Source organism: Mycoplana dimorpha, from assembly GCF_003046475.1.
GTDB classification, from domain to species: domain Bacteria; phylum Pseudomonadota; class Alphaproteobacteria; order Rhizobiales; family Rhizobiaceae; genus Mycoplana; species Mycoplana dimorpha.
The window spans coordinates 233,659-256,564 of sequence record NZ_PZZZ01000005.1 but is presented as its reverse complement, the minus strand read 5'-3'; the positions used below and the strand labels follow the sequence as shown (position 1 = coordinate 256,564).

Here is a 22,906-nt window from a genome sequence, read left to right as displayed (position 1 = left end):
CCCCTACCTTCCGGCTTCAATATCTCGCAAACCGGCGCCGGACATGGACGACATTCTCCTTGCCACCCCTGACAATCCGGTGCCCGACAACCATTTCGCCGGCTACTTCGAGGGCCGGGGCGGCGTGAAGATCCGCTATGCGGTCTTTCGCTCGGCCGCGCGAGAGGCGAAGGGCACGGTGGTGCTGCTGCAGGGGCGCAGCGAATCGATCGAGAAATACTTCGAAACGATCGCCGACCTCACCGCGCGCGGGCTGTGGGTCGCCACCTTCGACTGGCGCGGCCAGGGCGGATCGGAGCGCGTGCTGCGCGATCACCGCCGCGGGCACGTCGCACGGTTCTCCGACTACGAGGCGGACCTGAAGCAGTTCCTGGAGCAGGTGGTGCTGCCCGACACCCGGCTGCCCTTCTTCCTCGTCGCCCATTCGATGGGGGCGCTGGTGGCGCTTTCGCAGGCGCCCGAGCTCGAAAGCCGCATCGACCGCATGGTGCTGGCCGCGCCGTTCGTGGCGCTGGCCGGACAGGTCATGAGCCAGCGATCGATCTCGCTGATCGCCAATGCCGCCACCCTCTTCCAGCTCGGCAGCCGGACCTTTACCAAGGACGCGCCGGGCCTGCCCTTCGAGGGCAACGTCCTGAGCAGCGACCGGCGCCGCTTCGACCGCAACCGGGCGATCTGCGAAAAGCATCCGCAGCTGGCGATCGGCCCGCCGACGGCACGGTGGCTGAAGGAAATGCTGGCCGCGATCGCCCGTGTCTCGCGCCAGGAGCACCTGACGCGCATCCACATCCCGACGCTCGTGCTCTGCCCGACCCTCGACCCGATCGTGCCGCGAACGGTCCTGAACGCGCTGGCGCGGAAATTCCGGGCGGGGCGGCTGATCGAGATCGACGGGGCCCGCCACGAACTGTTCAGCGAGGCCGACCGCTACCGTGCCCAGGCGATGGCGGCAATCGACGCCTTCATCCCCGGCAGCCAGGCAGAACACGCCAGCCTCGGGGCCTGAGCCAGGGAAGGATCGCCTGCGTCACCCTTTTAGGATCGCCATCGCCTGCTCGTAGACCGCGCGGCTGCCGGCGGCGATGATATTGCCGCCGTTTTCGGCCGGGCCGCCCTCCCAGTCGGTGATGATGCCGCCCGCCTGCTCGATGACCGGAATGAGCCCGCCGACGTCATAGGGCTTCAGGCCACTCTCAATCACCAGGTCGACGTGGCCGGCGGCAAGCAGCGCATAGGCGTAGCAATCGACGCCGTAGCGGAACAACCGCACCTTGTCCTGCACGCTCTCGTAGCGCTCCCTGGCGCTGCCCGTGAACATGTGCGGAGAGGTGGTGAACATGATCGCGTCCGAGAGGGCTTCGCAGGCGCGCGTCGCGAGCACACGGCTGCCCTCCGGGCCGGCGTAGTGCGAGCGGCGGCCGTCGGCGAAGTAACGCTCGCCGGTGAAGGGCTGGTCGACCATGCCCATCACCGCGTCGCCGTTGCGGTACAGCCCGATCAGCGTCCCCCATACCGGCACGCCGGAAATGAAGGCGCGCGTGCCGTCGATCGGGTCGATCACCCAGACAAATTCGCGGTCGAGACCGACCGAGCCGTGCTCCTCGCCCAGGATTCCATGCTCGGGAAAGCGCTCGCTGATCAGCGCCCGGATCGCCGCTTCGGCGGCACGATCGCCTTCGGTGACCGGATCGAAGCCGCTCGCCTCCTTGTTCACCACGTCGGCGCCGACGCGGAAGCGCGGCAGGGTCTCCGCCTTGGCGGCATCGGCGAGCAGGTCGAAAAAGGCACGGTCGGGAAGCATCGGATATCTCACGAAACAGAAGGGCGCCTGTCCATAGCGCAAGGGAGCGGAAAACGGAATGGACCGAGTTGCCGCGGCGGTTCCTGCCGGACGCCGCGGCGGAGGGTTACTCCGCCGCCAGCGCGCTGTCGGCGGCGTAGGTTTCGACGTAACCCGCCAAGCCCGCCAGCGCCTGCGAGATGCCGTGTCGAACGGCCTCGAATTCCGGCTTCTTGGCAAGCGTCGTCTCGTCGATGTAGAGGGCGCGGTTGACCTCGATCTGCAGCGCATGCAGGCCCTTGGCGGGGCGGCCGTAATGCTCGGTGATGAAGCCGCCGGCATAGGGCTTGTTGCGCGCCACGACGAAGCCCATGTCCTCGAAGAGGCGGACCAGGGTCCGCGTCAGGTCGCCGGCGGCGCTGGTGCCGTAGCGATCGCCGATGATGAAGTCCGGCCGCGCCCCGCCCGGCACCCGGACGTTGCCCGGCATGGAATGACAATCGACCAGCACCGCGAAGCCGAATTGCAGATGCGTGCGCACGATCAGGCTGCGAAGGCAGGTGTGATAGGGTTTGTAGATGGTTTCGATCCGCTCCAGCGCCTCGCTGACCGGCAGGCGCCGCTGGTAGATCTCCATATTCTCGGCCACGATGCGCGGCACCGTGCCGAGCCCCCCGGCCACCCGCATCGAGCTGACATTGGCATAGGGCGGCAGAGAGCCGTCGAACATGCGCGGGTCGAGCTCGTAGGGCTCGCGGTTCACGTCGAGGAAGGCGCGCGGAAAATGCGCAAGCAGCATCGGCGCGCCGAGCCCCGGTGCGGCGCCGAACAGCTCATCGACATAATGATCCTCGGAACGGCGCAGCGAATGCGCGTCCAGTCGCGAATCACGCACAAATCCCTGTGGATAGGCGCGGCCGCTGTGCGGCGAGTTGAAAACCAGCGGAAGGGTCTGCGAAACCGGCTCCAGAACCTCGTAGAGGCCTTTTTTGCTGAATTCCGGGGCCATTGCGGTCCTTTACCATGTGACAAAATCGCGACTTTGTATATGTTGCCAGCGGCGGCCGCGCGTGTCCATAGTCGCGCCAACAAGCGGAAGCGCCGGGGATTCGTCCATTCACCGGATGTTTACCGGAATCGTCTTTTCGTTTCAGAACCGCCCTGCAGGCCACGACAACACCCGAAGTAGAAGTACATGAGTTCCAAGATTCTCCTCGCCGAAGACGACAACGACATGCGCCGCTTCCTCGTGAAAGCGTTGGAGAAGGCCGGTTACAAGGTCACGTCCTACGACAACGGCGCCAGCGCCTATGACCGGCTGCGCGAGGAGCCGTTCTCGCTGCTTCTCACCGACATCGTCATGCCGGAGATGGACGGCATCGAACTGGCGCGACGGGCCACCGAGCTCGATCCCGACCTGAAGGTGATGTTCATCACCGGTTTCGCCGCCGTGGCGCTGAACCCGGACTCCAAGGCCCCCAAGGACGCCAAGGTGCTGTCCAAGCCCTTCCACCTCCGCGACCTCGTCGACGAGGTCAACAAGATGCTCGCGGCCTGACCTTACCGGCGCCGGCGCCTGCACCCCCGCCGACGGTGGCGAACCAGTAATGCGGGCCGCGCCCCCAGCATTGCCGCGCCGATGGTGCCGGAACTGACCGCGGCGGGCCGCTTCTGATCGGCGCGGTCGTGCTTTCGCGCTTTTTTACGACAACTCCGCACACCCGGGCAGCCGACCGGACCCGCGCGTCGGGCCACCCGCAAAGCGCCCCGGCTCTGCTGCTCGTCATCTTGTCCGTTCGTAAATTTCGACCCTTGGTTGACACCCCTGCTTGAAGCCTCAAAACTGGGCAGCAGCCGGCCGGCAGCGTTGGAGGATTCTTGCCTATGCGTGCGTTCATCGGTTTCTGCGCATTCATCCTTGCCATCGCAGCCTGGGCCCACCCCGGCCGGGCCGAGGACACAAAGCGGTCGATCGTGATCACCGAGGACGCCGACTATTTCGGCTTCGACCTGCGGACCGTGCAGAACGTCACGCTGGATGAGTGCAAGGCGCAATGCGTCGGTGACCTGTCCTGCCGCGCCTTCACCTATAATCCGAAGGTGAAATGGTGCTTCATCAAGAGCGACTTCGACCGGCTGACGGGCTCGCCCGGCACGATTGCCGGCAAGATCGCCCTCTCCGACGGCGCGCCTGAGATCGGCGCGGCTCCGCCGCTCGATTTCATCGCCGCGGACATGGTCCATGAAGCGCGCGCCCTGAAATCTTCCCTGACGCTGCTTGCCGGGCAGGAAGGACAGGGCGTGGAGAGCCTTGCCGCCCTGGGCCGCATCGAGGTCGAGTCCGGTCGGATCGCCGAGGCGCTTGAGGCCTACAAGGGCGCGCTGTCGCTAGCGCCCGACGACCGCTTCCTGTGGATCGAGATGGCGCAGGCCGCGGCCCGCGCCGGCGACAATCCCGCCCTCGCCGGCCAGGGACCGCTTGCGGCGCTGAATGCCTACTGGCTGACCCGCACCGCAAACGGCCGGGCGGCCGCGCTCGCCGTGCTCGCCGACGCGCTCGACAAGACGGGCAGCTACCGCGCCGGGCTGAACGCCTACAAGGCAAGTCTTGCGCTCGTCGGGGACCCGGCCGTGCGCGCCGCCTATCTCGATCTCAGGGCGCGGCAAGGCTTTCGCGTCGTCCAGCACACGATCGACTCCGACAACGTCACCCCGCGCGCCTGCGTGCAATTCTCCGAGCCGCTCGTCCGGTTCGGCGCCGACTATGCCGGCTTCGTGACGCTCGACGGCAAGACGCCGCAGGGCATCGAGGCGAAGGACAACCAGATCTGCGTCGAAGGCCTCGAACATGGCCAGCGCTACAAGCTCGCCCTCCGTCAGGGCCTGCCGTCCTCCGTCGACGAGAGCCTCGAGGCGCCGGTCGAGCTCGACATCTACGTGCAGGACCGCAGCCCGAGCGTGCGCTTCACCGGCGACAGCTTCGTGCTGCCGAGCACCGCGCGCCGCGGCATTCCGCTGGTTTCGGTCAACACCGACAGCGCCGACCTGAAGCTCTACCGCATCGGCGACCGCAACATCGCCTCGCTGCTCGCCGGCTCGCAGTTCCTGACCCAGCTCGACGGCTACGGCGCCGGCCGCATCGAGGGCGAGTTCGGCGAGCTCGTCTGGCAGGGCCAGATCGAGATGCAGCGCGACCTGAACAAGGACATCGTCACCTCGTTTCCGGTCGACGAGGCGCTGCCGCAGCGCCAGCCCGGCATCTACGTGCTGACGGCGACCGCTACGAACGGACCGAAGCGCGACTGGGAAACGAAGGCGACCCAATGGTTCCTCGTCTCCGATATCGGGCTGTCGACCTTTGCCGGCACCGACGGCCTGCACGTCTTCGCCCGCGCGCTCGGCAGCGCCAGGCCGCTGGCCGGCGTCGAGCTGCAGCTGCTCGCCAGGAACAACGAAATCCTCGGCACCGCGATGACCGACGCCGACGGCCGGGCGACCTTCACCGCCGGGCTGATCCGCGGCACGGCCGCGATGATGCCGGCCGTGCTGACGGCGCGGGACGGCACGTCCGACTATGTCTTCCTCGACATGACGCGCGCCGGGTTCGACCTCTCCGACCGCGGCGTCACCGGGCGGCCCGCACCGGGGGCGATCGACCTGTTCGCCTGGACCGAGCGCGGCATCTACCGCGCCGGCGAGACCGTGCATGCCGCAGCCCTTGCCCGCGACATCGAGGCAAGGGCGATCGAGAAGCTGCCGCTGACCTTCGTCTTTACCCGCCCCGACGGAGTCGAGGACCGCCGCATCGTCAGCACCGAGAGCAAGCTCGGCGGATATGCCGTGGAGTATGCGATCCAGCCGAACGCCATTCGCGGCACCTGGACGATGCAGGTCTTCGCCGATCCGAAGGCGCCCGCGCTTGGCGAGAGGACATTCCTCGTCGACGATTTCGTGCCCGACCGCACGGAATTCGAGCTGACCAGTGCGGCGAAGGAAATCGTCGCCGGCACGCCGGTCGAAATCGAGGTTGCAGGCCGCTATCTCTATGGCGCCCCCGCCGCCGGCCTTTCCATCGAGGGCGACATTGCGCTGAAGCCCACCCGCGACAGCGACCGCTTCAAGGGCTACGTCTTCGGCCTTGCCGACGAGGAGGCGATGGAGGAAAACCGCGTGCCGATCGAGGGGCTTCAACCGCTCGATGACGACGGCAAGGCGACCTTCGAGGTGGATGTCGGCGAACGCCCCGCCACGACACAGCTGCTCAACGCCCGCATCACGCTCCGCATGAGCGAGGCCGGCGGCCGCGCCGTCGAGCGTTCGCTGACGCTGCCCGTCCGCTCCGAGGGGTCGATGATCGGCATCCGGCCGGCCGCCTCCGGCGACGTGCCGGAAAACTCCGTCGCCCGGTTCCACGTGATCGTCGCCGGTCCGGACGGACAGAAGCAGGCGATGGACGGCCTGCCGTGGAAGCTGCTCAGCGTCCAGCGCGACTACCAGTGGTATCGTGACGGCAGCTCGTGGCGCTACGAGCCGATCCTTTCGACCAAGCAGGTCGAGGCCGGCGTGATCGACGTCGGCGCCGACGGCGCGGATATAGCGGTTCCCGTCACCTGGGGCCGCTACCGGCTCGAGGTGGAGACAGCATCCGCCGACGGCCCGGCGACGAGCATCGAATTCAATGCCGGCTGGTATGTCGAGACGACCTCGACGGAGACGCCGGACGCGCTGGAGATCGCCCTCGACAAGGAGAGCTACGCTGTCGGCGACACCGCGAAGCTGAAGGTCTCCACCCGCTATGCCGGCGAGCTACTCGTCACGAACGGCACCGAAAGCCTGATCTCCGTCAGCACCGCCTCGCTCAGCGGGACCGGCGGCGAGGTCGAGATCCCCGTCACCGCCGACTGGGGTGCCGGCGCCTACGTCACCGCCACGCTCTATCGCCCCGGCGACGCCCGCGAAAGCCGCATGCCGATGCGCGCCATCGGCATCAAATGGCTGAAGGTCGATCCGGCCGGGCGCAAGCTCGCCGTAAACCTCGACGTTCCGGAGAAGACGCTGCCGCGCCAGCCGCTCGAGATCGCAGTGTCGGTCGAAGGCGCCGGCGCCAACGAGGACGCTTACGTGACGGTGGCCGCCGTCGACGTCGGCATCCTCAACCTCACCCGCTACGAGGCGCCCGATCCGGACGGCTGGTACTTTGGCCAGCGCCGCCTCGGTCTCGAGATCCGCGATCTGTACGGGCGGCTGATCGACGGCTCGCTCGGGGCGACGGGGCGGCTTCGCACCGGCGGCGACGGCGGCCAGATGGCCCTGGAGGGCAGCCCGCCGACCCAAAAACTCGTCGCCTTCTTCTCCGGCCCCGTAAACCTCGACGCCGAGGGCAAGGCGAAGGTCTCCTTCGAGATTCCGCAGTTCAACGGCACCGCCCGCATCATGGCCGTCGCCTGGTCGAAGGACGGCATCGGCCACGGCATGGCCGACGTCATCATCCGCGATCCGGTGGTCGTCACCGCCAGCCTGCCAAAATTCCTGGCGCCCGGGGACCGGGCGGCGCTTCGGCTCGACATCGCCAATACGGATGCGCCGACGGGCGATTACCAGTTGGCGATCACCCACAACGCGGCGGTGCTGGTCGAGCAGACCGTGGCAGCGCAGACCGTCCGACTGGAGGCGGGCGGCAAGGCCGACCTGACCATGCCGCTCATAGGCGGCGAGGTCGGCAACGGCGCCATCACGGTGGCGCTGTCCGATGGCACCGGCCACAGCTGGGAGCAGGCGCTCGACATTCCCGTGCGGCCTGCGACCCTTCCGGTCACCACGCGGCGCGTTCTGCAACTTGCCGCCGGCGGCAGCCTGACGATCGACGACCAGCTCTTGGCAGATAGCATCCTCGGCGGCGCTTCGGTGGCGGTCAACGTCTCGCGCTCCGCCGCCTTCGACATTCCCGCCCTGCTGATGACGCTCGACCGGTACCCCTATGGCTGCGCCGAGCAGACGACCAGCCGCGCGCTGCCGCTGCTCTATCTCAGCGAACTCTCGAAGAACACAGGGCTTGCCGACGACGCCGATACGAAGAAGCGGGTGCAGGAGGCGATCTTCCGCGTGCTCTCCGACCAGTCCTCCTCCGGCAGCTTCGGGCTGTGGGGGCCGGGCTACGGCGACCTCTGGCTCGACGCCTACATCAGCGATTTCCTGACGCGGGCCCGCGAGCAGGGCTTCGAGGTTCCCGAGCAGGCGATGGCGCAGGCGCTCGACAATCTGCAGAACGCGCTGTCCTACGACAACAACGTTCAGGAGCGCGGCAACGAGATCGCCTATGCGCTCTACGTGCTGGCCCGCAATCGCAAGGCCGCGATCAGCGACCTGCGCTACTATGCCGACACGCGCCTTTCCGAATTCCCGACCCCGCTCGCCAAGGCTCACATCGCCGCCGCCCTCGGGCTCTACGGCGATGCACAGCGCGCCGACCGGATCTTCCGGGAGGCGCTGCGCGTGTCGACCGACATCACCAATGTCAGCCTCGCACGATCCGACTACGGCTCGGCCTTGCGCGACGGCGCGGCCGTGCTGGCGCTCGCCGCCGAGAGCCGGCCCGCTCCGGCGATAATCCCGCAGCTTGCGGCGTTCGTCGCCGGCGAGTGGGACCGGAAGGCCTACACCAGCACCCAGGAGCAGGCCTGGATGCTGCTTGCCGCCCGCGCGATCCTGAACGAGGACGATTCGCTCCGCCTCGAGGTCAACGGTGCGGCGCACGACGGCCGCTATGCCGCCCGCATGAGCGGCGAGGATCTGCAGCACCGGCCGGTCACCATCGTCAACCGCGGCAAGGAGCCTGTCTCGACCGTGCTGACGACGGTCGCGGCGCCCGCCCAGCCGCTGCCGGCCGGCGGCGACGGTTTTGCCATCGAGCGCAGCTACTACACGTTGGACGGCGAACCGGCGAACGTCTCCCAGGCCCGCCAGAACGAGCGGTATGTCGTCGTGCTGAAGGTGACTGAGAACAATCCCTGGCAGGCGCGGGTGCTGATCACCGATCTCTTGCCGGCCGGCTTCGAGATCGACAATCCGAGCCTCGTCAGCAGCGCCGACCTTTCCAACTTCGAATGGATCGGCGAGGTCGAGGCGGCGCACACCGAGTTCCGCAGCGACCGTTTCGTCGCCGCCTTCGACCGTTCCGCGGGCAACAACAACGGCATTACCCTTGCCTATGTAGTGCGCGCGGTGACGCCCGGCACCTATGACCACCCGGCGGCAACGGTCGAGGACATGTACCGGCCGCAGTTCTCCGCCCGCACGGCGACGGGGCGGATGCAGGTGCTGGCCGAATAGGGAGACGACCTGTGTCCCGGCTGCGCAACGGCCTGTTTGCCCTGGTGGGTGGTGCGGCTCTCTGCACCGCCCTGCTGCACGGCCTTGACTGGGCCAACCGGGCCTATCCGCCGCCGCTCGAGCAGGCGAAGGAGGTGTCCCGCGAGGTGGTCGACGCGGACGGGCGGCTGCTGCGCCCCTTTGCGACCTCCGAAGGGCTCTGGCGGCTGCAGACGACGGCAAGTGACGTCGACCCGCAGTTCGTCCGCATGCTGATCGCCTACGAGGACCAGCGTTTCTACGAGCACAAGGGCGTCGATCCGTTCGCTCTGTTGCGCGCCGCCGGCCAGTTCGTCGGCAACGGCCGCATCGTCTCCGGCGCCTCGACGCTGTCGATGCAGGTGGCGCGACTGATCGAGCCACGGGAAAACCGCTCGGTGCTGGCCAAGATCAGGCAGATAGCCCGCGCCCTCCAGATCGAGCGACGGCTCACCAAGGCGGAGATCCTCGATCTCTACCTCACCCACGCCCCCTATGGCGGCAATCTCGAAGGCGTGCGGGCGGCGAGCCTTGCCTATTTCGGCAAGGAGCCGCGACGGCTTTCGATCGCCGAATCAGCGCTTCTGGTCGCCCTGCCGCAACTGCCCGAACGCCGGCGCCCCGATCGCTTCCCGAAGGAAGCCGAAGCGGCGCGCGCGCGCGTGCTGGCGCGGCTGGCCGTCTCCACCGTCATCGGCGAGGGCGAGGCGGAGCGCGCCTCGGCGGAAGGCGTTCCCGGCCGCCGCCTGCAGCTTCCGGCGCTGGCGCCGCACCTCTCCGAACTCGCGCTGCGCAAGGATCCCGGGCGCCCGCGCCACGAGACGACGATCAAGCGCGACATACAGCAGGCGCTGGAGACGGTCGCCCGCGACGCCGCCGCTCGGCTCGGCGAAAAGCTTTCCGTCGCCATGGTGATGGCCGATGCCAGGACCGGCGCGATCGTCGGCGAGGTCGGCTCGGCCGACTATTTCGACGCCACCCGCGCAGGCTGGATCGACATGACGCGCCAGGTCCGCTCGCCCGGCTCGGCGCTGAAACCCTTCATCTACGGGCTCGCCTTCGAAGAGGGGCTGGTCGCGCAGGAGACGATCGTCGAGGATCGGCCGGCCGATTTCTTCGGCTACCGGCCGCGCAATTTCGACATGAGCTACCAGGGCGACGTCAGCGTGCGCGAAGCGCTGCAGCTCTCCCTCAACGTTCCGGCGGTGCGGCTGCTCGACGCCGTCGGACCGACGCGGCTGATGGTGCGGCTGCGTCGCGCCGACGTCCGGCTGGCGCTGCCCGCCGGCGAGGCGCCGGGGCTGGCGATCGGCCTTGGCGGCGCCGGCATCAGGCTGCGCGACCTCGTCCAGCTCTATGCCGCGCTTGCCAATCAGGGCAGCATCGTGCGGCTCGGCGACGGGGTCGAAGCGGCGCCGGAGGTTGTGGTCGGCGATCCCCTGCTCGATCCGGTGGCGGCCTGGAACGTTTCCGACGTGCTTTCCGCCGTGCTGCCGCCACGCGGCAGCCGAAGGCTTGGCATCGCCTACAAGACCGGCACCAGCTATGGCTACCGCGATGCCTGGTCGGTCGGCTATGACGGCCGCCACGTGCTCGGCGTCTGGGTCGGCCGCGCCGACAATGCCGCGGTGCCCGGCCTGACCGGCTACGGGGCGGCCGCGCCGATCCTGTTCGAGGCCTTCTCCAAATCCGGCGTGGCGATCACGCCGCTGCCGAAGGCGCCGCCGGGCGCGGTCCGGATCGCCCAGTCCGAGCTGCCGATAGGCCTTCGCCGTTTCGCCCGCACCGACGGCGGCCTCGTTTCGGCTACGGCCCGCGAGCCGGCACCGCAGATCGTCTATCCGCCGGAAGGGGCGCATGTGGAGCTCGGCGCCAGATCCGGCAGCGCGATCGCACCGCTGGCGCTGAAGCTGCAGGGCGGCCGCGCCCCGTTCCGCTGGCTCGCCAACGGCAGGATGCTGCCGGAAAGTTTCCGCCGGCGCACCGCCGAATGGGTGCCCGACGGCGCAGGCTATTCCACGCTGACGGTGATCGACGCAGTTGGCCGGGCGGCAAGCGTGCGGGTGTTCGTGGAGTAAGCCGGGCGCGTGAGCTCCCGGTCGGTGTGGATACGCTGTGCGGGAAACGTCCTTGATCAGGAATGGCGATCGGCACTGCCGCCCGAACTTGCTTGGGTGAGTGCTGCGACCTTCCTTGCGTGAGCCACCGCCGCCGCACCGCCGGCCGTCTTGGTGAACAGATCGCGCGTTTCCTCGTCGTCGGCTCCGACGGGTGTCAGCGCCTGATCCATGTAGGCCTTTGAAGCCGGATCGCGGGAGATCCGGTAAGCGGCAGCCGTCAGCCGGACGATGGTGCCCGCGAGGGCCACATGCTTGCGCAGCGTCTCCCATGCAAACTGCGGCCAGAAGATCAGCGGGTGTGCCTGCTCCAGCCCCGGGCGCCGCTCGGAGGGGTGCTTCAGGCGCAGAAGTCCGCTCTGCAGGGGATGCACGTTTTCAAGCGGCAGCATCGTTGCGAAGGAGACGAGCAGCTTGACCAGGCTTCCGAGCGGCACCCCGGTCGCCGCCGCGCGGCGCAGCAGCGTCTTCATGTGCTCGGGCGAGTAATAGAGCTGCCATGCCTCGCGGTATATGCCCTCCCACGCTTCCCGGCTCATCTTCGGATGCGCGGTGCACACGTGCTCGAGATCATACACGTTGAGATCGCCCCGCATCTCCACGTTGTTCTTCCAGAGCTTCTGGTGATCCTCCGAACCCGGCAACGGTGTGAGGGTGAAAAACTCGACGATGTCGATCGGCAGTTCGTGCTGAATGATGGCGATGTCGCGCCGGATGCTCTCGGGCGTATCGGCCGGAAAGCCGAGGATATAGCCTGCGAGCGTGATGATGCCCTGCGCCTTCCAGGCCAGCAGCATTTTCCGGTATTCGGTGATCTTGTTCTGGTTCTTCTTCGCCGAGGTGAGGTTGTCGGGGTTGACGTTCTCAAGGCCGATGAAAACGCGGGTAACGCCGGCACGCTTTGCCTTTTCGATGAAGTTCGGGATCTTGTGGCAGAGCGTATCGACCTGGATCAAGAGGCCGAGCGGAATGCCATCCTTCTCCCGCAGTTCGATCAGCCGGTCGAAGATCGTCTCCCATTCCTTGTTGCGGGCGAAATTGTCGTCGGTGATGAAGAATTTGTGCACGCCCTGAGCCCAGTTCATCCGCACGAGCTTCTCGACGTCATCGGCCGAGCGGAAGCGCGACTTGCGCCCCTGCACGTTGATGATCGTGCAGAAGGAGCATTGATAGGGACAGCCGCGCCCGGCATCGAAGCTCGTGCTCAGGCCGAGCGTGCGGGCGACATTCTCCTTCGGCAGGAACGGGACGGGCATGTCGCCGATGCCGGGCAGATCGTCCATGAAGTTGTAGATCGGCTCCAGCTTGCCGCCAGCCGCATCGCGCAGCACCGTGTCGAGACGGCCTTCCGCCTCGCCCGCGAACATGGCAACGCCCATCTTGCGGCAGGCGTCGAGGTCCACCGCCGTGCCCTCGAGCATGGCAATGCAGCCCGACACGTGGAAGCCGCCGATTGCAACCGGAAGGCCGGCCTCACGGAACGGCCGCGCGATATCGAGGGCACGCGGATACTGGTTGGATTGGACGCCCACAAGCGCCACCAGGCCGAAATTGGCGTGCTGGCCAAGCCGGCGCAGAAGGGCCGGGAAATCGATCCTGGTATTCGTCTCGTCGATCGCCGTGATGTCGATGGCAACGTCCGGGCCGAGCACATTGCGCTCCGCGCAGTCGGCGGCCAGCCCATAGAGGGCGGCCAGCGAATTCGAGGGGATCATCGGCCGCCACCAGCGGATCACGTAGCCATCGTCGTCATAGTGCGAGGGCTTGATCAGGATGAGCTGGAAGCGTTTCCCCTCGGCTTGCGAAACAGGCGCCATGCTATCCCTTTCGCGTCGGAGACAATGACCCAATCTAACAGAGCCCCTTGGGTACATTCAGACGTGCATCGCGTCCGGTTGTCAAGGATGACCCGTCGAGGTGACGGGCTGCGACCCAGCAGGGTCAATTTCCCTCTACCGGCTGCTCCGCCGCCAGCCGCCGCCGGCAGCCGGATTCACCTTCGCCGGAACTTTCGACCTCAAGCACGGCGCATGTAACCCTTGAAGCTCAGGAAGGCACCCAGCGTACCGACCATCAGTGCCGCCACGACGATGGAGGCTCGGCCAGCATAGATGATCGACCCCGTCGCAATAGCTACCTTCGGCAAGACCATGCGGAAGAAGCCACCGATCGTCATCAGCCAGCCCAGAACCGTGATTACCACCCGCCAGTCCGCCTGCCATTTGTTGTGCAGGTTGATGATTGCGAGGCCAGCGATCATCGACAGCAATCCCGACAGGTAGAAGAGGACGCCAAAATGGAGCCCCTCTGCAATCACGTTTCGGTACCCGTCAAGATTGACCAGCATACCGAGCCCGACCGTAAAGAATGTCGGTCCCAGAAGCCTTGCGAGAAACGTTGACCGATCCAAGTGCACCTCCGATGAGGCTGACGGACCGCGACAGAAACGCCGCTGGATGCTTCGACGTCAACGTGCAGAGCCAGCTTCGCCCCCAACGTGGTGATGATACAATGCAAGTCGCAAGATACTTCGGACGATGTCGACCAGAGTATCCGGCGCCGAGGGACGTTCGTCCGGGTCCAGCACCAGTCCAATGACGGCGCTCTGGCCCACCGCCTCGCCGACAGGCCAAAAGTCAAAACGCGACGCCGGGGTCGGATATAATCCGGCGCGCGCGACCAGGCCTGTCTCCAACGCCAATCGCGCCGCCTCGAATTCGGCCTCCTGGGGATCGACATCGCCGATTTTCTTGGTGGAAACCACATGCCCATCGGCAAGCAGCATCACCACCACCGGCACCTGGAAGAGTGCTGCAAGCGCTCGAGCGGTGCTCGAGGCGATCGCCTCAGCATTGTCGGCTGCCTCAGCATCGCGGCCGTATCCCTGGAGCACGGTGACCTGCCTGTTCAGGAGCGCCGCATTCGCTGCCCTCCTTCTGGAGGTGAAGCCAATGCTGCTCACAATAAGGCCTATGAGAAAAAGGAGCCCGATCGCCCAGACATCCGCCGGATCATTGACCAGCAGCGTGTAGCGAGGCTCCGTCAGGAAGAAGTTGTAGGCGAGAGCCCCAAGCACGGCCGAAAACAGCGCGGGGCCCAATCCGAAGGCAACGCTTGCGATGATCACCGGCACGACAAACACGAGAGAGACGTTCGGGACCATCACCCCAATGTCGATACCGACCGCCACAACTGTTGCAACGGCGGTCATCGCAAACGAAGCAAGGTAGCCCACGACCGCCCGAGCCTCCATCGGTGCCGGGCCAGATAACGGATCGGCACTCGGAAGCGGGAAGCCTTGTCGATGTGGATATTCGAAACCTGCCATTGGTTCAGCTCCCAATGGGGTGCTTCCTGCCATCATGGCAAAGGTCGCGACCAGTCAACTATACACCGCTCCGATCGCACACGCGATGCTTCGGAGTCCGACCGCGTAGATCCGCCGCCCACGCGACCGGCCGCCTTCTCCCCCACTCGCAGCGGAAGGCGGCGGACGAACGGCCACCCCTCCGTTCGAGGAGGACGAGCGGAGCGCGGACGATCCAAAGATCCAGCAAGGGTCAATTCTCCCACGCCCCTACTCCGGCTGCTCCGCCGCCAGCCGCAACAACACCGCGCCCTCGCTGACTTGATCCCCCGGTGCGACCGGCACGGCCTCGACGACGCCGTCGCGCGGGGCGTTCAGCACCAGTTCCATCTTCATGGCCTCCATGGTCACGAGCGGGTCGCCCTTCGTCACCGTCGCGCCGGGCGCGACCGCGACAAGGCGCACGAGGCCGGGCATCGGCGCGGCCAGCACGTCGCCGCCGGCCTCCTCCTCGCCATGCAGGCCCGCCGCCTCCTCGGTGTGGAACAGATGGCTCGCCCCCTCCGCAAACAGCGTGATCGCACGTCCATCCCGGACCACGACGGCCTCCACGATCCGGTCACCGAAATCCGCCAGCACCGTGCCGTCGCCATCGGAGCGGAGGATCGTCATCCTCAGCCGCTCTCCGCTGCTTTCGACTTCGAAGCGGCGCCCGTCCGATGGCGCAATCCGGATTTCCAGCGTTTCGCCCTCGTGTTCGAGGAACACCGATTGCCAGCCCGGTCCCCACAGGCGGAAGCCGCCGAGACGGCTCCAGGGGTCGGGGTCGGTGGCCGGCTCCAGCAGGTCGAGAGCGGCGATTGCCGCAAGCGCCAGCACGCGCGGACCGGGCGGCGGGTTCGGCAGGAGTGCCGCGGCTTCGCGGGCGATCAGGCCGGTATCGACGTCGCCGGCCGCAAAATGCGGCTCACGGCACAGGCGGCCGAGGAAGCCGGTATTGGTGGTGACGCCGGCGATCCGGCACTCGTCCAGCGCCGCCGCAATCCGGCCGAGGGCAGCAGCGCGGTCCGGGCCACGGGCGATCACCTTGGCGATCATCGGATCGTAGAAGGCGGTGATCTCGTCGCCGGCGCGCACGCCGGAATCGACGCGAACGCCGTCGGGCGTGTCGAAGCGCACGAGCCGGCCGGTGGCAGGCAGGAAGTCGCGCGCCGGGTTTTCGGCGTAGATCCGCGCCTCGAAGGCCCAGCCGTCGATGGCGAGGTCCTCCTGTCGCTTCGGCAGCGGCTCGCCCGCGGCGACGCGCAACTGCCACTCGACCAGGTCGAGGCCGGTGATCGCCTCGGTCACCGGGTGCTCGACCTGCAGGCGGGTGTTCATCTCCATGAAGAAGAACCGGTCGGCCTGCAAACCCTCCGAGACGTCGGCGATGAACTCGACGGTGCCGGCGCCGCTGTAGCCGATCGCTTGGGCGGCGCGCACCGCCGCCGACCCCATCGCTTCGCGCATCTCGGCGCTCATGCCGGGCGCCGGCGCCTCCTCGATCACCTTCTGGTGGCGGCGCTGCGCCGAGCAGTCGCGCTCGAACAGGTGGACGACATTGCCGTGGCTGTCGCCGAACACCTGCACCTCGATGTGCCGCGGCTTGGCCATGTATTTTTCCACCAGCACCCGCCCGTCGCCGAACGCCGCCTCGGCCTCGCGCTGCGCGCTGGCAAGGGCGGTGGCAAAGTCCCGGGGCCGCTCGACCTTGCGCATGCCCTTGCCGCCGCCGCCGGCGCGCGCCTTGATCAGCACCGGATAGCCGATCGCCTCGGCCCGGCCGGCAAGAAACGCCGGGTCCTGCTCCTCGCCGTGATAGCCCGGCACGACGGGAACGCCGGCTTCCTCCATCAGCGCCTTCGCCGCGTCCTTCAGCCCCATGGCGCGGATCGCCTTGGCCGAGGGACCGATGAAGACCAGTCCGGCAGCCTCGACCGCTTCGACGAAGGCGGGGTTCTCGGACAGAAACCCGTAGCCCGGATGCACCGCCTCGGCGCCGCTCGCCCGGCAGGCGGCGACGATCGCCTCGATGTCGAGATAGCTCCGCGCCGCCTCCGTGGGGCCGATCCGGAACGCCTCGTCCGCCAGTTCGACGTGCAGGGCGCGCCGGTCCGCATCCGAATAGACGGCGACGGTCGCCACGCCGAGCCTGCGCGCGGTGCGGATGACCCGGCAGGCGATTTCGCCGCGATTGGCGATCAGGATCTTCTTGAACATCGTCTCTCCCGGCTACTGCGCCGCGACCGCCTCGACCTCGAGCAGCCAGCGGTCGTCGAAGATGCCGCAGATCACCACGGTCAGCGCCGGGGCAACGGCGCCGAGATAGTCGCTGCGGATTTCCCGGTTCTGCGTCGCATACTGCCGGTCAGCCAGGTACATGGTCACCTTGACAAGGTTGGACTTGTCCATTCCGGCCGCCTTGAGCTGCGCATCGACATTGCGCCACACCTGCCGCGCCTGCGCCTCAAACCCTTCGGGCACCTTGTCGTCCGAATCCATCGGGATCTGGCCGCTCACCAGCACCAGCCGCTTGACCCCTTCCAGCACGACCGCCTGCGAATAGCCGCCGTGCGGATCGGGTGCGCTCTTGGCGTTGAAATTCTCCCGTTTCATGATCGTCCTCCAGGCGTTGGATCTAGGATCAGGAGCTACATGCGGAACACCCCGAACCGGGTCGGCTCGATCGGGGCGTTGAGGGCGGCCGAGAGCGACAGGCCGAGCACGTCGCGGCTCTTGCGCGGATCGACGATGCCGTCGTCCCAGAGCCGCGCCGAGGCGTAGAGCGGGTGGCTCTGGCGCTCGAACATCTCGATCGTCGGCCGCTTGAACTCCGCCTCGTCTTCCGCCGACCAGCTCTTGCCGCTGCGCTCGATGCTCTCGCGCCGCACCGTCGCCAGCACGCCGGCGGCCTGCTCGCCGCCCATCACGGCGATGCGGCTGTTCGGCCAGGCCCAGAGAAAGCGCGGCGAGTAGGCCCGCCCGCACATGCCGTAATTGCCGGCGCCGTAGGAGCCGCCGATCAGCATGGTGATCTTCGGCACGTTCGTCGTCGCCACCGCCGTCACCAGCTTGGCGCCGTGCTTGGCGATGCCTTCGGCCTCGTATCTGCGCCCGACCATGAAGCCGGTGATGTTCTGCAGGAAGAGAAGCGGCACCGAACGCTGCGTGCACAATTCGATGAAGTGCGCGCCCTTCAGCGCGGCTTCCGAGAACAGCACGCCGTTGTTGGCGAGGATGCCGACCGGCATCCCGTGGATGGCGGCAAAGCCGCAGACCAGCGTGGTGCCGAAACGCGCCTTGAACTCGTCGAAGCGCGAGCCGTCGACGATGCGGGCAATCACCTCGCGCACGTCATAGGGGATCTTCGTGTCGGCCGGCACGATGCCCAAAATCTCCTCGGGGTCGTAGAGCGGCGGCTCGCCGGCGCCCTTTTGCGGCAGCGGCGGCTTGCGGGCGTTGAGATTGGCGGCGATCCGCCTGGCGATCGAGAGCGCCTGCCGGTCGTCGCGGGCCAGATGGTCGGCGACGCCGGATAGCCGTGTGTGCACGTCGCCGCCGCCGAGGTCCTCGGCCGTCACCACCTCGCCGGTCGCCGCCTTCACCAGCGGCGGGCCGGCGAGGAAGATCGTGCCCTGGTTTTGGACGATAACCGTCTCGTCGCTCATCGCCGGCACATAGGCGCCGCCGGCGGTGCAACTGCCCATGACGACGGCGATCTGGGCAATGCCCTTCGCCGACATCTGCGCCTGATTGTAGAAGATCCGGCCGAAGTGGTCGCGGTCGGGGAACACCTCGTCCTGGTTCGGCAGGTTGGCGCCGCCCGAATCGACGAGATAGATGCAGGGCAGCAGGTTCGCTTCCGCGATCTCCTGGGCGCGCAGGTGCTTCTTCACGGTGACCGGATAATAGGTGCCGCCCTTCACCGTCGCGTCGTTGCAGACGATCATGCATTCCTGGCCCGACACCCGGCCGATGCCGGCGATCAGGCCGCCGCCCGGCGAGGCGCCGTCATAGAGGCCGTGCCCGGCGGCGATGCCGATCTCGAGGAACGGCGAACCGGGATCGATGAGTTGCGCGACCCGGTCGCGGGGAAGCAGCTTGCCGCGCCCGAGATGGCGCTCGCGTGCCTTCTCCCCGCCGCCCTCGAAGGCGACCTCCGCCGCGGCTTCCGCGGTGGCGATCGCCGAAAGCATCGCCTCGCGGTTGGCCGCAAAGGTCTCGCCGCGCGGGACGATGTTCGACTTCAGCACCGCCATCACGCGGTCTCCTGGACGATCTCGCGGCCGATCAACATGCGGCGGATCTCGGAGGTGCCGGCGCCGATCTCGTAGAGCTTGGCATCGCGCAGCAGCCGCCCGGTCGGATAGTCGTTGATGTAGCCGTTGCCGCCGAGCGCCTGGATCGCCTGCAGCGCCTGCTGCGTCGCCTGTTCGGCGGCATAGAGGATGCAGCCGGCCGCATCCTTGCGGGTGGTCTCGCCGCGGTCGCAGGCGGCCGCGACGGCATAGACGTAAGCGCGGGCGGAGTTCAGCGCCACATACATGTCGGCCACCTTGCCCTGCAGGAACTGGAACTCGCCGATCGGCCGCTCGAACTGGCGGCGCTCGTGCACATAGGGAACGACGACGTCGAGGCAGGCGGCCATGATGCCGAGCGGGCCGCCGGACAGCACCACACGCTCGTAGTCGAGGCCGGACATCAGCACGTTGACGCCGCGCCCCTCCCCGCCCAGCACGTTCTCGGCGGGCACCTCGCAGTCGGCAAACACCAGCTCGCAGGTGTTGGAGCCGCGCATGCCGAGCTTGTCGAGTTTTTGCGCGGTGGAGAAGCCGGCAAAGCCCTTCTCGACCAGAAACGCGGTGATGCCGCGCGGGCCGGCGTTCGGATCGGTCTTTGCATAGACGACCAGCACGTCGGCGTCGGGACCATTGGTGATCCACATCTTGTTGCCGTTCAGAACGTAGCGGTCGCCCTTCTTCTCGGCGCGCAGCTTCATCGACACGACGTCGGACCCGGCCCCCGGCTCGGACATGGCGAGCGCACCGACATGCTCACCGCCAATCAGCTTCGGCAGATAGTTCGCCCGTTGCGCGGGCGAGCCGTTGCGCATGATCTGGTCGACGCAGAGGTTGGAGTGGGCGCCGTAGCTCAAGCCGACCGAGGCAGAGGCGCGGCTGATCTCCTCCATCGCCACGCAATGGGCAACATAGCCCATGCCCGCGCCGCCATAGTCCTCGGCGGCGGTGATGCCGAGCAGGCCGAGTTCACCCATCTGCCGCCACAGCGACGGCGGGAAGGCGTTGCTGCGGTCGATGTCGGCGGCGATCGGCGCGATTCGTTCCGTCGCAAAGCGGCGCACGGTCTCCCGCAGCGCCTCGATGTCCTCGCCGAGCCCGAAGCTCATTCCGGCTGTATACATGGTCAGGTCCTCCCGCGGCGGCAGCCTTCGCCCCCGGGGCGAGAGAACTGCCCGAATTGCAAATGCTGCGGCGCCCGGCCGGCTCGCGAATTCGCGCGCCCCAGTGCCGTCCTGCCCGATGGCGCTCCTCCACAAGCGCCAGAATTCCGACAGGGTGCCATTTTCTCGCAGCGAGTGCGATCCCCATTTTATCCACGCGGGCGTATGCGCTTCGAACCGGCGCAAAACCGAGCCTTGCGCGGCAGGCCGGGAAGAAGGCAAAAAAAGCTGCATGAAGCCTATTGACGCCGCGCCGCTTTTTTGGTCTATGCGCCCACATCGGATGGGCGTGTAGCTCAGCGGGAGAGCACTACGTTGACATCGTAGGGGTCACAAGTTCGATCCTTGTCACGCCCACCATTCGAATTCCACGGGCTTAGCGGGCGACCGCTGAGCCCTTTGTTTTTATTCACGAATCCGAGGCGCCTACCATGAGACCCGTCAGGCCGGGCCCGGCCGGCAACCGACCCGAACAGCGCTTCCACCAGGCAATGCTGGCGCTCTATGACGCCTGCGCCGCCCTCGGCTTCCGGCCCGCGCTGTTCCGGCGCTACGTGGTCCTGAACGGCGGCGTTGCCGCCGCCAGGGAACTGGTCTTCCAGCCGGGCACGACGGGGCTCGAACGATTGGTCGTTCTCGGCAAGCCGGAGCTTTCGATGGAGGCGACGATGCTGCAGCCGGATTTCCAGGCGCTGTTTTCGGCCGAAGAACTGAGGCAGGCCCGGGAGCGGCTGGCGACTGCCGGGCGCTCCCGCTCGCGCGGCCGGCTCGACGCGCAACCGAGCGGACCACAAAAGAAGTAAGGAACGGCGCTCCTTCAAGGATGGCCCGGCCACCTGGGCTCGGCGCCAAGGCGCCGACGGGGTAACGCGGGACTCATTCCCACACGTCGGGCGCCTTGGGCCGATCTCGTGAAACCTGGACGGGAGCCCAACCCTCCAGTGACATGGCCACGCGCCTGGCGACCGCAGGTCAGGCGCAGAGGCGATCGTCTGGACGGTCGTTTGCGGCAAGCGAGCGGGACGGACCGCAGAGCGCATCGTCGCGCCCCTGCGCACGGGCCTCGTCGACGATGACGGCGATCGTGTCGGTGATGATGCGGCAGCAGTCCGGCGACATGGCCGGCGACAGGAAAGTCGGGTCGGAAGCCTGCATCTTTGCCAGAGTACTGCCAAGCAGCGCTCCCCATTCCTCCGGCGTTCGGGCCATGGAGATCCCCTTTGCGCGTCACTTACAAGGCGGCATGCATCTTTTATTTATCATATACACGAGTTCTCACACAATTCCACAGGAATGTGGGAACTTGCCAGGCCCCAGGCCGATACCAAGCTTGGCGCAGCATAGAAGCAGGATTGCGGCAACGTAGGGGCGGGACGGGGCGGCACGGTGGGTGCCTGCAACGATGCCGCCTTACCGCGGCGGTGCGGCCGGCTGTTCCGCCTTGTCGAAGACGAGGCCCGGATCGGGACCGACTCCGATGCGTTGCTGCTGCGGCGTCAGCGTCAGCAGGTCGATGGGCGTTGCCACGGTCGTCGCCGCGACCCGGCCGATCCCGCCCGTGGTGCCGGCGACCACGGCGGTGATGCCCTCGCCGAGCGAGATGTTCGAATCCGTCAGCGTCTGGCCGTTGACGAGCCGGTCGCCGATCAACTGGACGATCTCCGGGCTCTCGGCGAACTTTCCGTGGGCGAGACGATCGCCCGATCTCACCTTGGTCAGGTCGACGACGGTGATGCCGGCATTTTCGAAGCGGGCGCGATACGGCTCGTCGGCCGGATTGATCTGGCCGAGCCGCTGTATGTCGCCCGAGATGAAGCGGGACAGGGCCAGCGCCCTGTCGTCCTGCGAGACGAAAATGGTGAATTTCGGTTTCTTGCCGCCGAGTTCCGACCATTGCCGTGCAAAGACATCGATGTCGATGTCGGGCGAGGCGAGGATGACGTTCTCGATCTTCGGCGCGACCTTGCCGTCGCGGATCGACATCTGCCGCAGCGATTCCATCGCAAGCCACGTGCCCATCGAATGGGCGAGGATGGTGATGTCCTTGACGTCCTTGTCGGCCTGCAGCGCTTGCAGCAGCCGCTCCAGGCCGGTGCGCGAGTAGTTGGTGCTCTCCTTGTCATAATTGTAATCGAGCACCCTGGCGCGGGAGGGCCAGGTGAACAGGACCGGCGCCACGTTTGCATTCGAATCGTGCACGATCTGGGCAAAGCGGAAGACGGCATCCTCGTAGCGGTTGTTGAACCCATGCACGAAGACCATCACGTGGCCATTCTTGTTGTGCGTGCGCAACCATCCCTGGCCGCTTTCGACCGAGGGCAGCGGCGCCACCTTGAGGACGGCGAAATCCGTTTCCGGATTGGGCGGTATTTTCTTCGGCCACTGCACCTGACCGACCTTGCGCTTGCTGGCAGGCGGGATCGAGACGGCGATGGCGGTCAGGAAGGGCTGGGCGCTGCGTTCGCCGGAAAAGAGCGTGTTCGGATCGCCGGACGGCAGCCGCGTGGTGGCAACCAGCATGTCGACGGTCGAGGTACCCGGTACGGCGGTGGTCTCCGCGATCGGCGCCATGAACCCCTTATGGCCGCCGCAGGCGGCAAGGGCCACCGAAACGAGCAGGACGACTGCCACACGCCACGCACAACCCATTCCGGCACTCCCCCTGACGATGCCGCACGATGGCAACCTCCCCCGCCAGCCACGCCGCCGGCGGATGCCCCCGCTCCTTCTGCACAGATTTAACCGGCGTTGCTTTTGCAGGCAATCAGATAAGGGGGGCAACGGCAGTGCAGGATAGCCTGAACACCGCCTGCGCCTTCAGCCTCAGGCGTAACGCCGGCCAAAGCCCTTCATCC

The 22,906-nt window shown here is 67.0% G+C and carries 16 protein-coding genes and 1 tRNA gene; 6 read left to right on the top strand and 11 right to left on the bottom strand.

Annotated elements, in window-relative coordinates:
• Positions 1-43: 43 nt before the first annotated feature.
• Positions 44-1,006, top strand: a complete 963-nt coding sequence (locus C7449_RS14075) for an alpha/beta fold hydrolase (RefSeq protein WP_108003439.1) — start codon at positions 44-46, stop codon at positions 1,004-1,006.
• A gap of 21 nt (positions 1,007-1,027) precedes the next feature.
• Here C7449_RS14075 and hisN read toward each other — a convergent pair whose 3' ends face one another.
• Positions 1,028-1,801 carry a histidinol-phosphatase gene (gene hisN / locus C7449_RS14070; protein ID WP_108003438.1) on the bottom strand — a complete coding sequence of 258 codons (774 nt, stop codon included), beginning with the start codon at positions 1,799-1,801 and terminating at the stop codon, positions 1,028-1,030.
• 106 nt (positions 1,802-1,907) lie between these two features.
• On the bottom strand, positions 1,908-2,789 hold the full coding sequence (locus C7449_RS14065; protein ID WP_108003437.1) for an N-formylglutamate amidohydrolase: 882 nt from the start codon (positions 2,787-2,789) through the stop codon (positions 1,908-1,910).
• 186 nt (positions 2,790-2,975) lie between these two features.
• Between C7449_RS14065 and cpdR1 the strand changes: the two genes are divergently transcribed.
• From cpdR1 to pbpC, 3 genes are all read left to right on the top strand, one after another.
• Positions 2,976-3,338 carry a response regulator CpdR1 gene (cpdR1, locus tag C7449_RS14060; RefSeq protein WP_108003436.1) on the top strand — a complete coding sequence of 121 codons (363 nt, stop codon included), beginning with the start codon at positions 2,976-2,978 and terminating at the stop codon, positions 3,336-3,338.
• Between the two features lie 326 nt (positions 3,339-3,664).
• Entirely contained in the window at positions 3,665-9,109 is a 5,445-nt protein-coding gene (locus C7449_RS14055; RefSeq protein ID WP_108003435.1) for an alpha-2-macroglobulin family protein, read from the top strand.
• Between the two features lie 32 nt (positions 9,110-9,141).
• Entirely contained in the window at positions 9,142-11,205 is a 2,064-nt protein-coding gene (gene pbpC / locus C7449_RS14050; protein WP_374828202.1) for a penicillin-binding protein 1C, read from the top strand.
• A gap of 56 nt (positions 11,206-11,261) precedes the next feature.
• On the opposite strand, the gene C7449_RS14045 is transcribed toward pbpC, so the two are convergent.
• The 7 genes from C7449_RS14045 to C7449_RS14015 all read right to left on the bottom strand — a co-directional run bounded on the left by C7449_RS14045 (position 11,262) and on the right by C7449_RS14015 (position 19,997).
• The gene (locus C7449_RS14045; RefSeq protein WP_108003433.1) at positions 11,262-13,061 is read right to left on the bottom strand and encodes a B12-binding domain-containing radical SAM protein; all 1,800 of its coding nucleotides are present in this window, start codon (positions 13,059-13,061) and stop codon (positions 11,262-11,264) included.
• A gap of 200 nt (positions 13,062-13,261) precedes the next feature.
• Positions 13,262-13,660, bottom strand: coding sequence for a hypothetical protein (locus C7449_RS14040; protein WP_245414389.1), 399 nt, complete (start codon positions 13,658-13,660; stop codon positions 13,262-13,264).
• Between the two features lie 51 nt (positions 13,661-13,711).
• The gene (locus C7449_RS14035) at positions 13,712-14,572 is read right to left on the bottom strand and encodes a DUF4118 domain-containing protein (RefSeq protein ID WP_108003431.1); all 861 of its coding nucleotides are present in this window, start codon (positions 14,570-14,572) and stop codon (positions 13,712-13,714) included.
• Positions 14,573-14,821: 249 nt separating this feature from the next.
• The gene (locus C7449_RS14030; RefSeq protein ID WP_108003430.1) at positions 14,822-16,810 is read right to left on the bottom strand and encodes an acetyl-CoA carboxylase biotin carboxylase subunit; all 1,989 of its coding nucleotides are present in this window, start codon (positions 16,808-16,810) and stop codon (positions 14,822-14,824) included.
• A gap of 12 nt (positions 16,811-16,822) precedes the next feature.
• Entirely contained in the window at positions 16,823-17,206 is a 384-nt protein-coding gene (locus tag C7449_RS14025; RefSeq protein WP_108003429.1) for a RidA family protein, read from the bottom strand.
• A 35-nt stretch (positions 17,207-17,241) separates the two neighbouring features.
• Positions 17,242-18,849, bottom strand: coding sequence for a carboxyl transferase domain-containing protein (locus tag C7449_RS14020; protein WP_108003428.1), 1,608 nt, complete (start codon positions 18,847-18,849; stop codon positions 17,242-17,244).
• The gene (locus C7449_RS14015; protein WP_210204739.1) at positions 18,849-19,997 is read right to left on the bottom strand and encodes an isovaleryl-CoA dehydrogenase; all 1,149 of its coding nucleotides are present in this window, start codon (positions 19,995-19,997) and stop codon (positions 18,849-18,851) included. The genes C7449_RS14020 and C7449_RS14015 overlap by 1 nt, the downstream gene beginning before the upstream one ends.
• 339 nt (positions 19,998-20,336) lie before the next feature.
• Here C7449_RS14015 and C7449_RS14010 point away from each other — a divergent pair.
• Both C7449_RS14010 and C7449_RS14005 read left to right on the top strand, forming a co-directional pair.
• Positions 20,337-20,411 (top strand) — tRNA-Val (locus C7449_RS14010).
• A gap of 71 nt (positions 20,412-20,482) precedes the next feature.
• On the top strand, positions 20,483-20,854 hold the full coding sequence (locus tag C7449_RS14005) for a hypothetical protein (protein WP_146165086.1): 372 nt from the start codon (positions 20,483-20,485) through the stop codon (positions 20,852-20,854).
• A 169-nt stretch (positions 20,855-21,023) separates the two neighbouring features.
• Here the strand turns inward: C7449_RS14005 and C7449_RS14000 are convergent, their stop codons facing one another.
• Both C7449_RS14000 and C7449_RS13995 read right to left on the bottom strand, forming a co-directional pair.
• Positions 21,024-21,260, bottom strand: coding sequence for a hypothetical protein (locus C7449_RS14000; protein ID WP_146165085.1), 237 nt, complete (start codon positions 21,258-21,260; stop codon positions 21,024-21,026).
• Between the two features lie 201 nt (positions 21,261-21,461).
• Positions 21,462-22,700 (bottom strand): alpha/beta hydrolase, encoded by a 1,239-nt coding sequence (locus C7449_RS13995; RefSeq protein ID WP_245414388.1) that lies wholly within the window; start codon positions 22,698-22,700, stop codon positions 21,462-21,464.
• Positions 22,701-22,906: the final 206 nt, after the last annotated feature.

Bases quoted from the DNA above. Each gene is read 5' to 3' on its own strand.
- C7449_RS14000 (WP_146165085.1), bottom strand. From the start codon at position 21,260: ATGGCCCGAACGCCGGAGGAATGGGGAGCGCTGCTTGGCAGTACTCTG.
- C7449_RS14025 (WP_108003429.1), bottom strand. From the start codon at position 17,206: ATGAAACGGGAGAATTTCAACGCCAAGAGCGCACCCGATCCGCACGGC.
- C7449_RS14005 (WP_146165086.1), top strand. From the start codon at position 20,483: ATGAGACCCGTCAGGCCGGGCCCGGCCGGCAACCGACCCGAACAGCGC.
- cpdR1 (WP_108003436.1), top strand. From the start codon at position 2,976: ATGAGTTCCAAGATTCTCCTCGCCGAAGACGACAACGACATGCGCCGC.
- C7449_RS14015 (WP_210204739.1), bottom strand. From the start codon at position 19,997: ATGAGCTTCGGGCTCGGCGAGGACATCGAGGCGCTGCGGGAGACCGTG.
- C7449_RS14045 (WP_108003433.1), bottom strand. From the start codon at position 13,061: ATGGCGCCTGTTTCGCAAGCCGAGGGGAAACGCTTCCAGCTCATCCTG.
- C7449_RS14035 (WP_108003431.1), bottom strand. From the start codon at position 14,572: ATGGCAGGTTTCGAATATCCACATCGACAAGGCTTCCCGCTTCCGAGT.
- C7449_RS14075 (WP_108003439.1), top strand. From the start codon at position 44: ATGGACGACATTCTCCTTGCCACCCCTGACAATCCGGTGCCCGACAAC.
- C7449_RS14020 (WP_108003428.1), bottom strand. From the start codon at position 18,849: ATGGCGGTGCTGAAGTCGAACATCGTCCCGCGCGGCGAGACCTTTGCG.
- C7449_RS14030 (WP_108003430.1), bottom strand. From the start codon at position 16,810: ATGTTCAAGAAGATCCTGATCGCCAATCGCGGCGAAATCGCCTGCCGG.
- C7449_RS14065 (WP_108003437.1), bottom strand. From the start codon at position 2,789: ATGGCCCCGGAATTCAGCAAAAAAGGCCTCTACGAGGTTCTGGAGCCG.
- hisN (WP_108003438.1), bottom strand. From the start codon at position 1,801: ATGCTTCCCGACCGTGCCTTTTTCGACCTGCTCGCCGATGCCGCCAAG.
- C7449_RS14055 (WP_108003435.1), top strand. From the start codon at position 3,665: ATGCGTGCGTTCATCGGTTTCTGCGCATTCATCCTTGCCATCGCAGCC.
- C7449_RS13995 (WP_245414388.1), bottom strand. From the start codon at position 22,700: ATGGGTTGTGCGTGGCGTGTGGCAGTCGTCCTGCTCGTTTCGGTGGCC.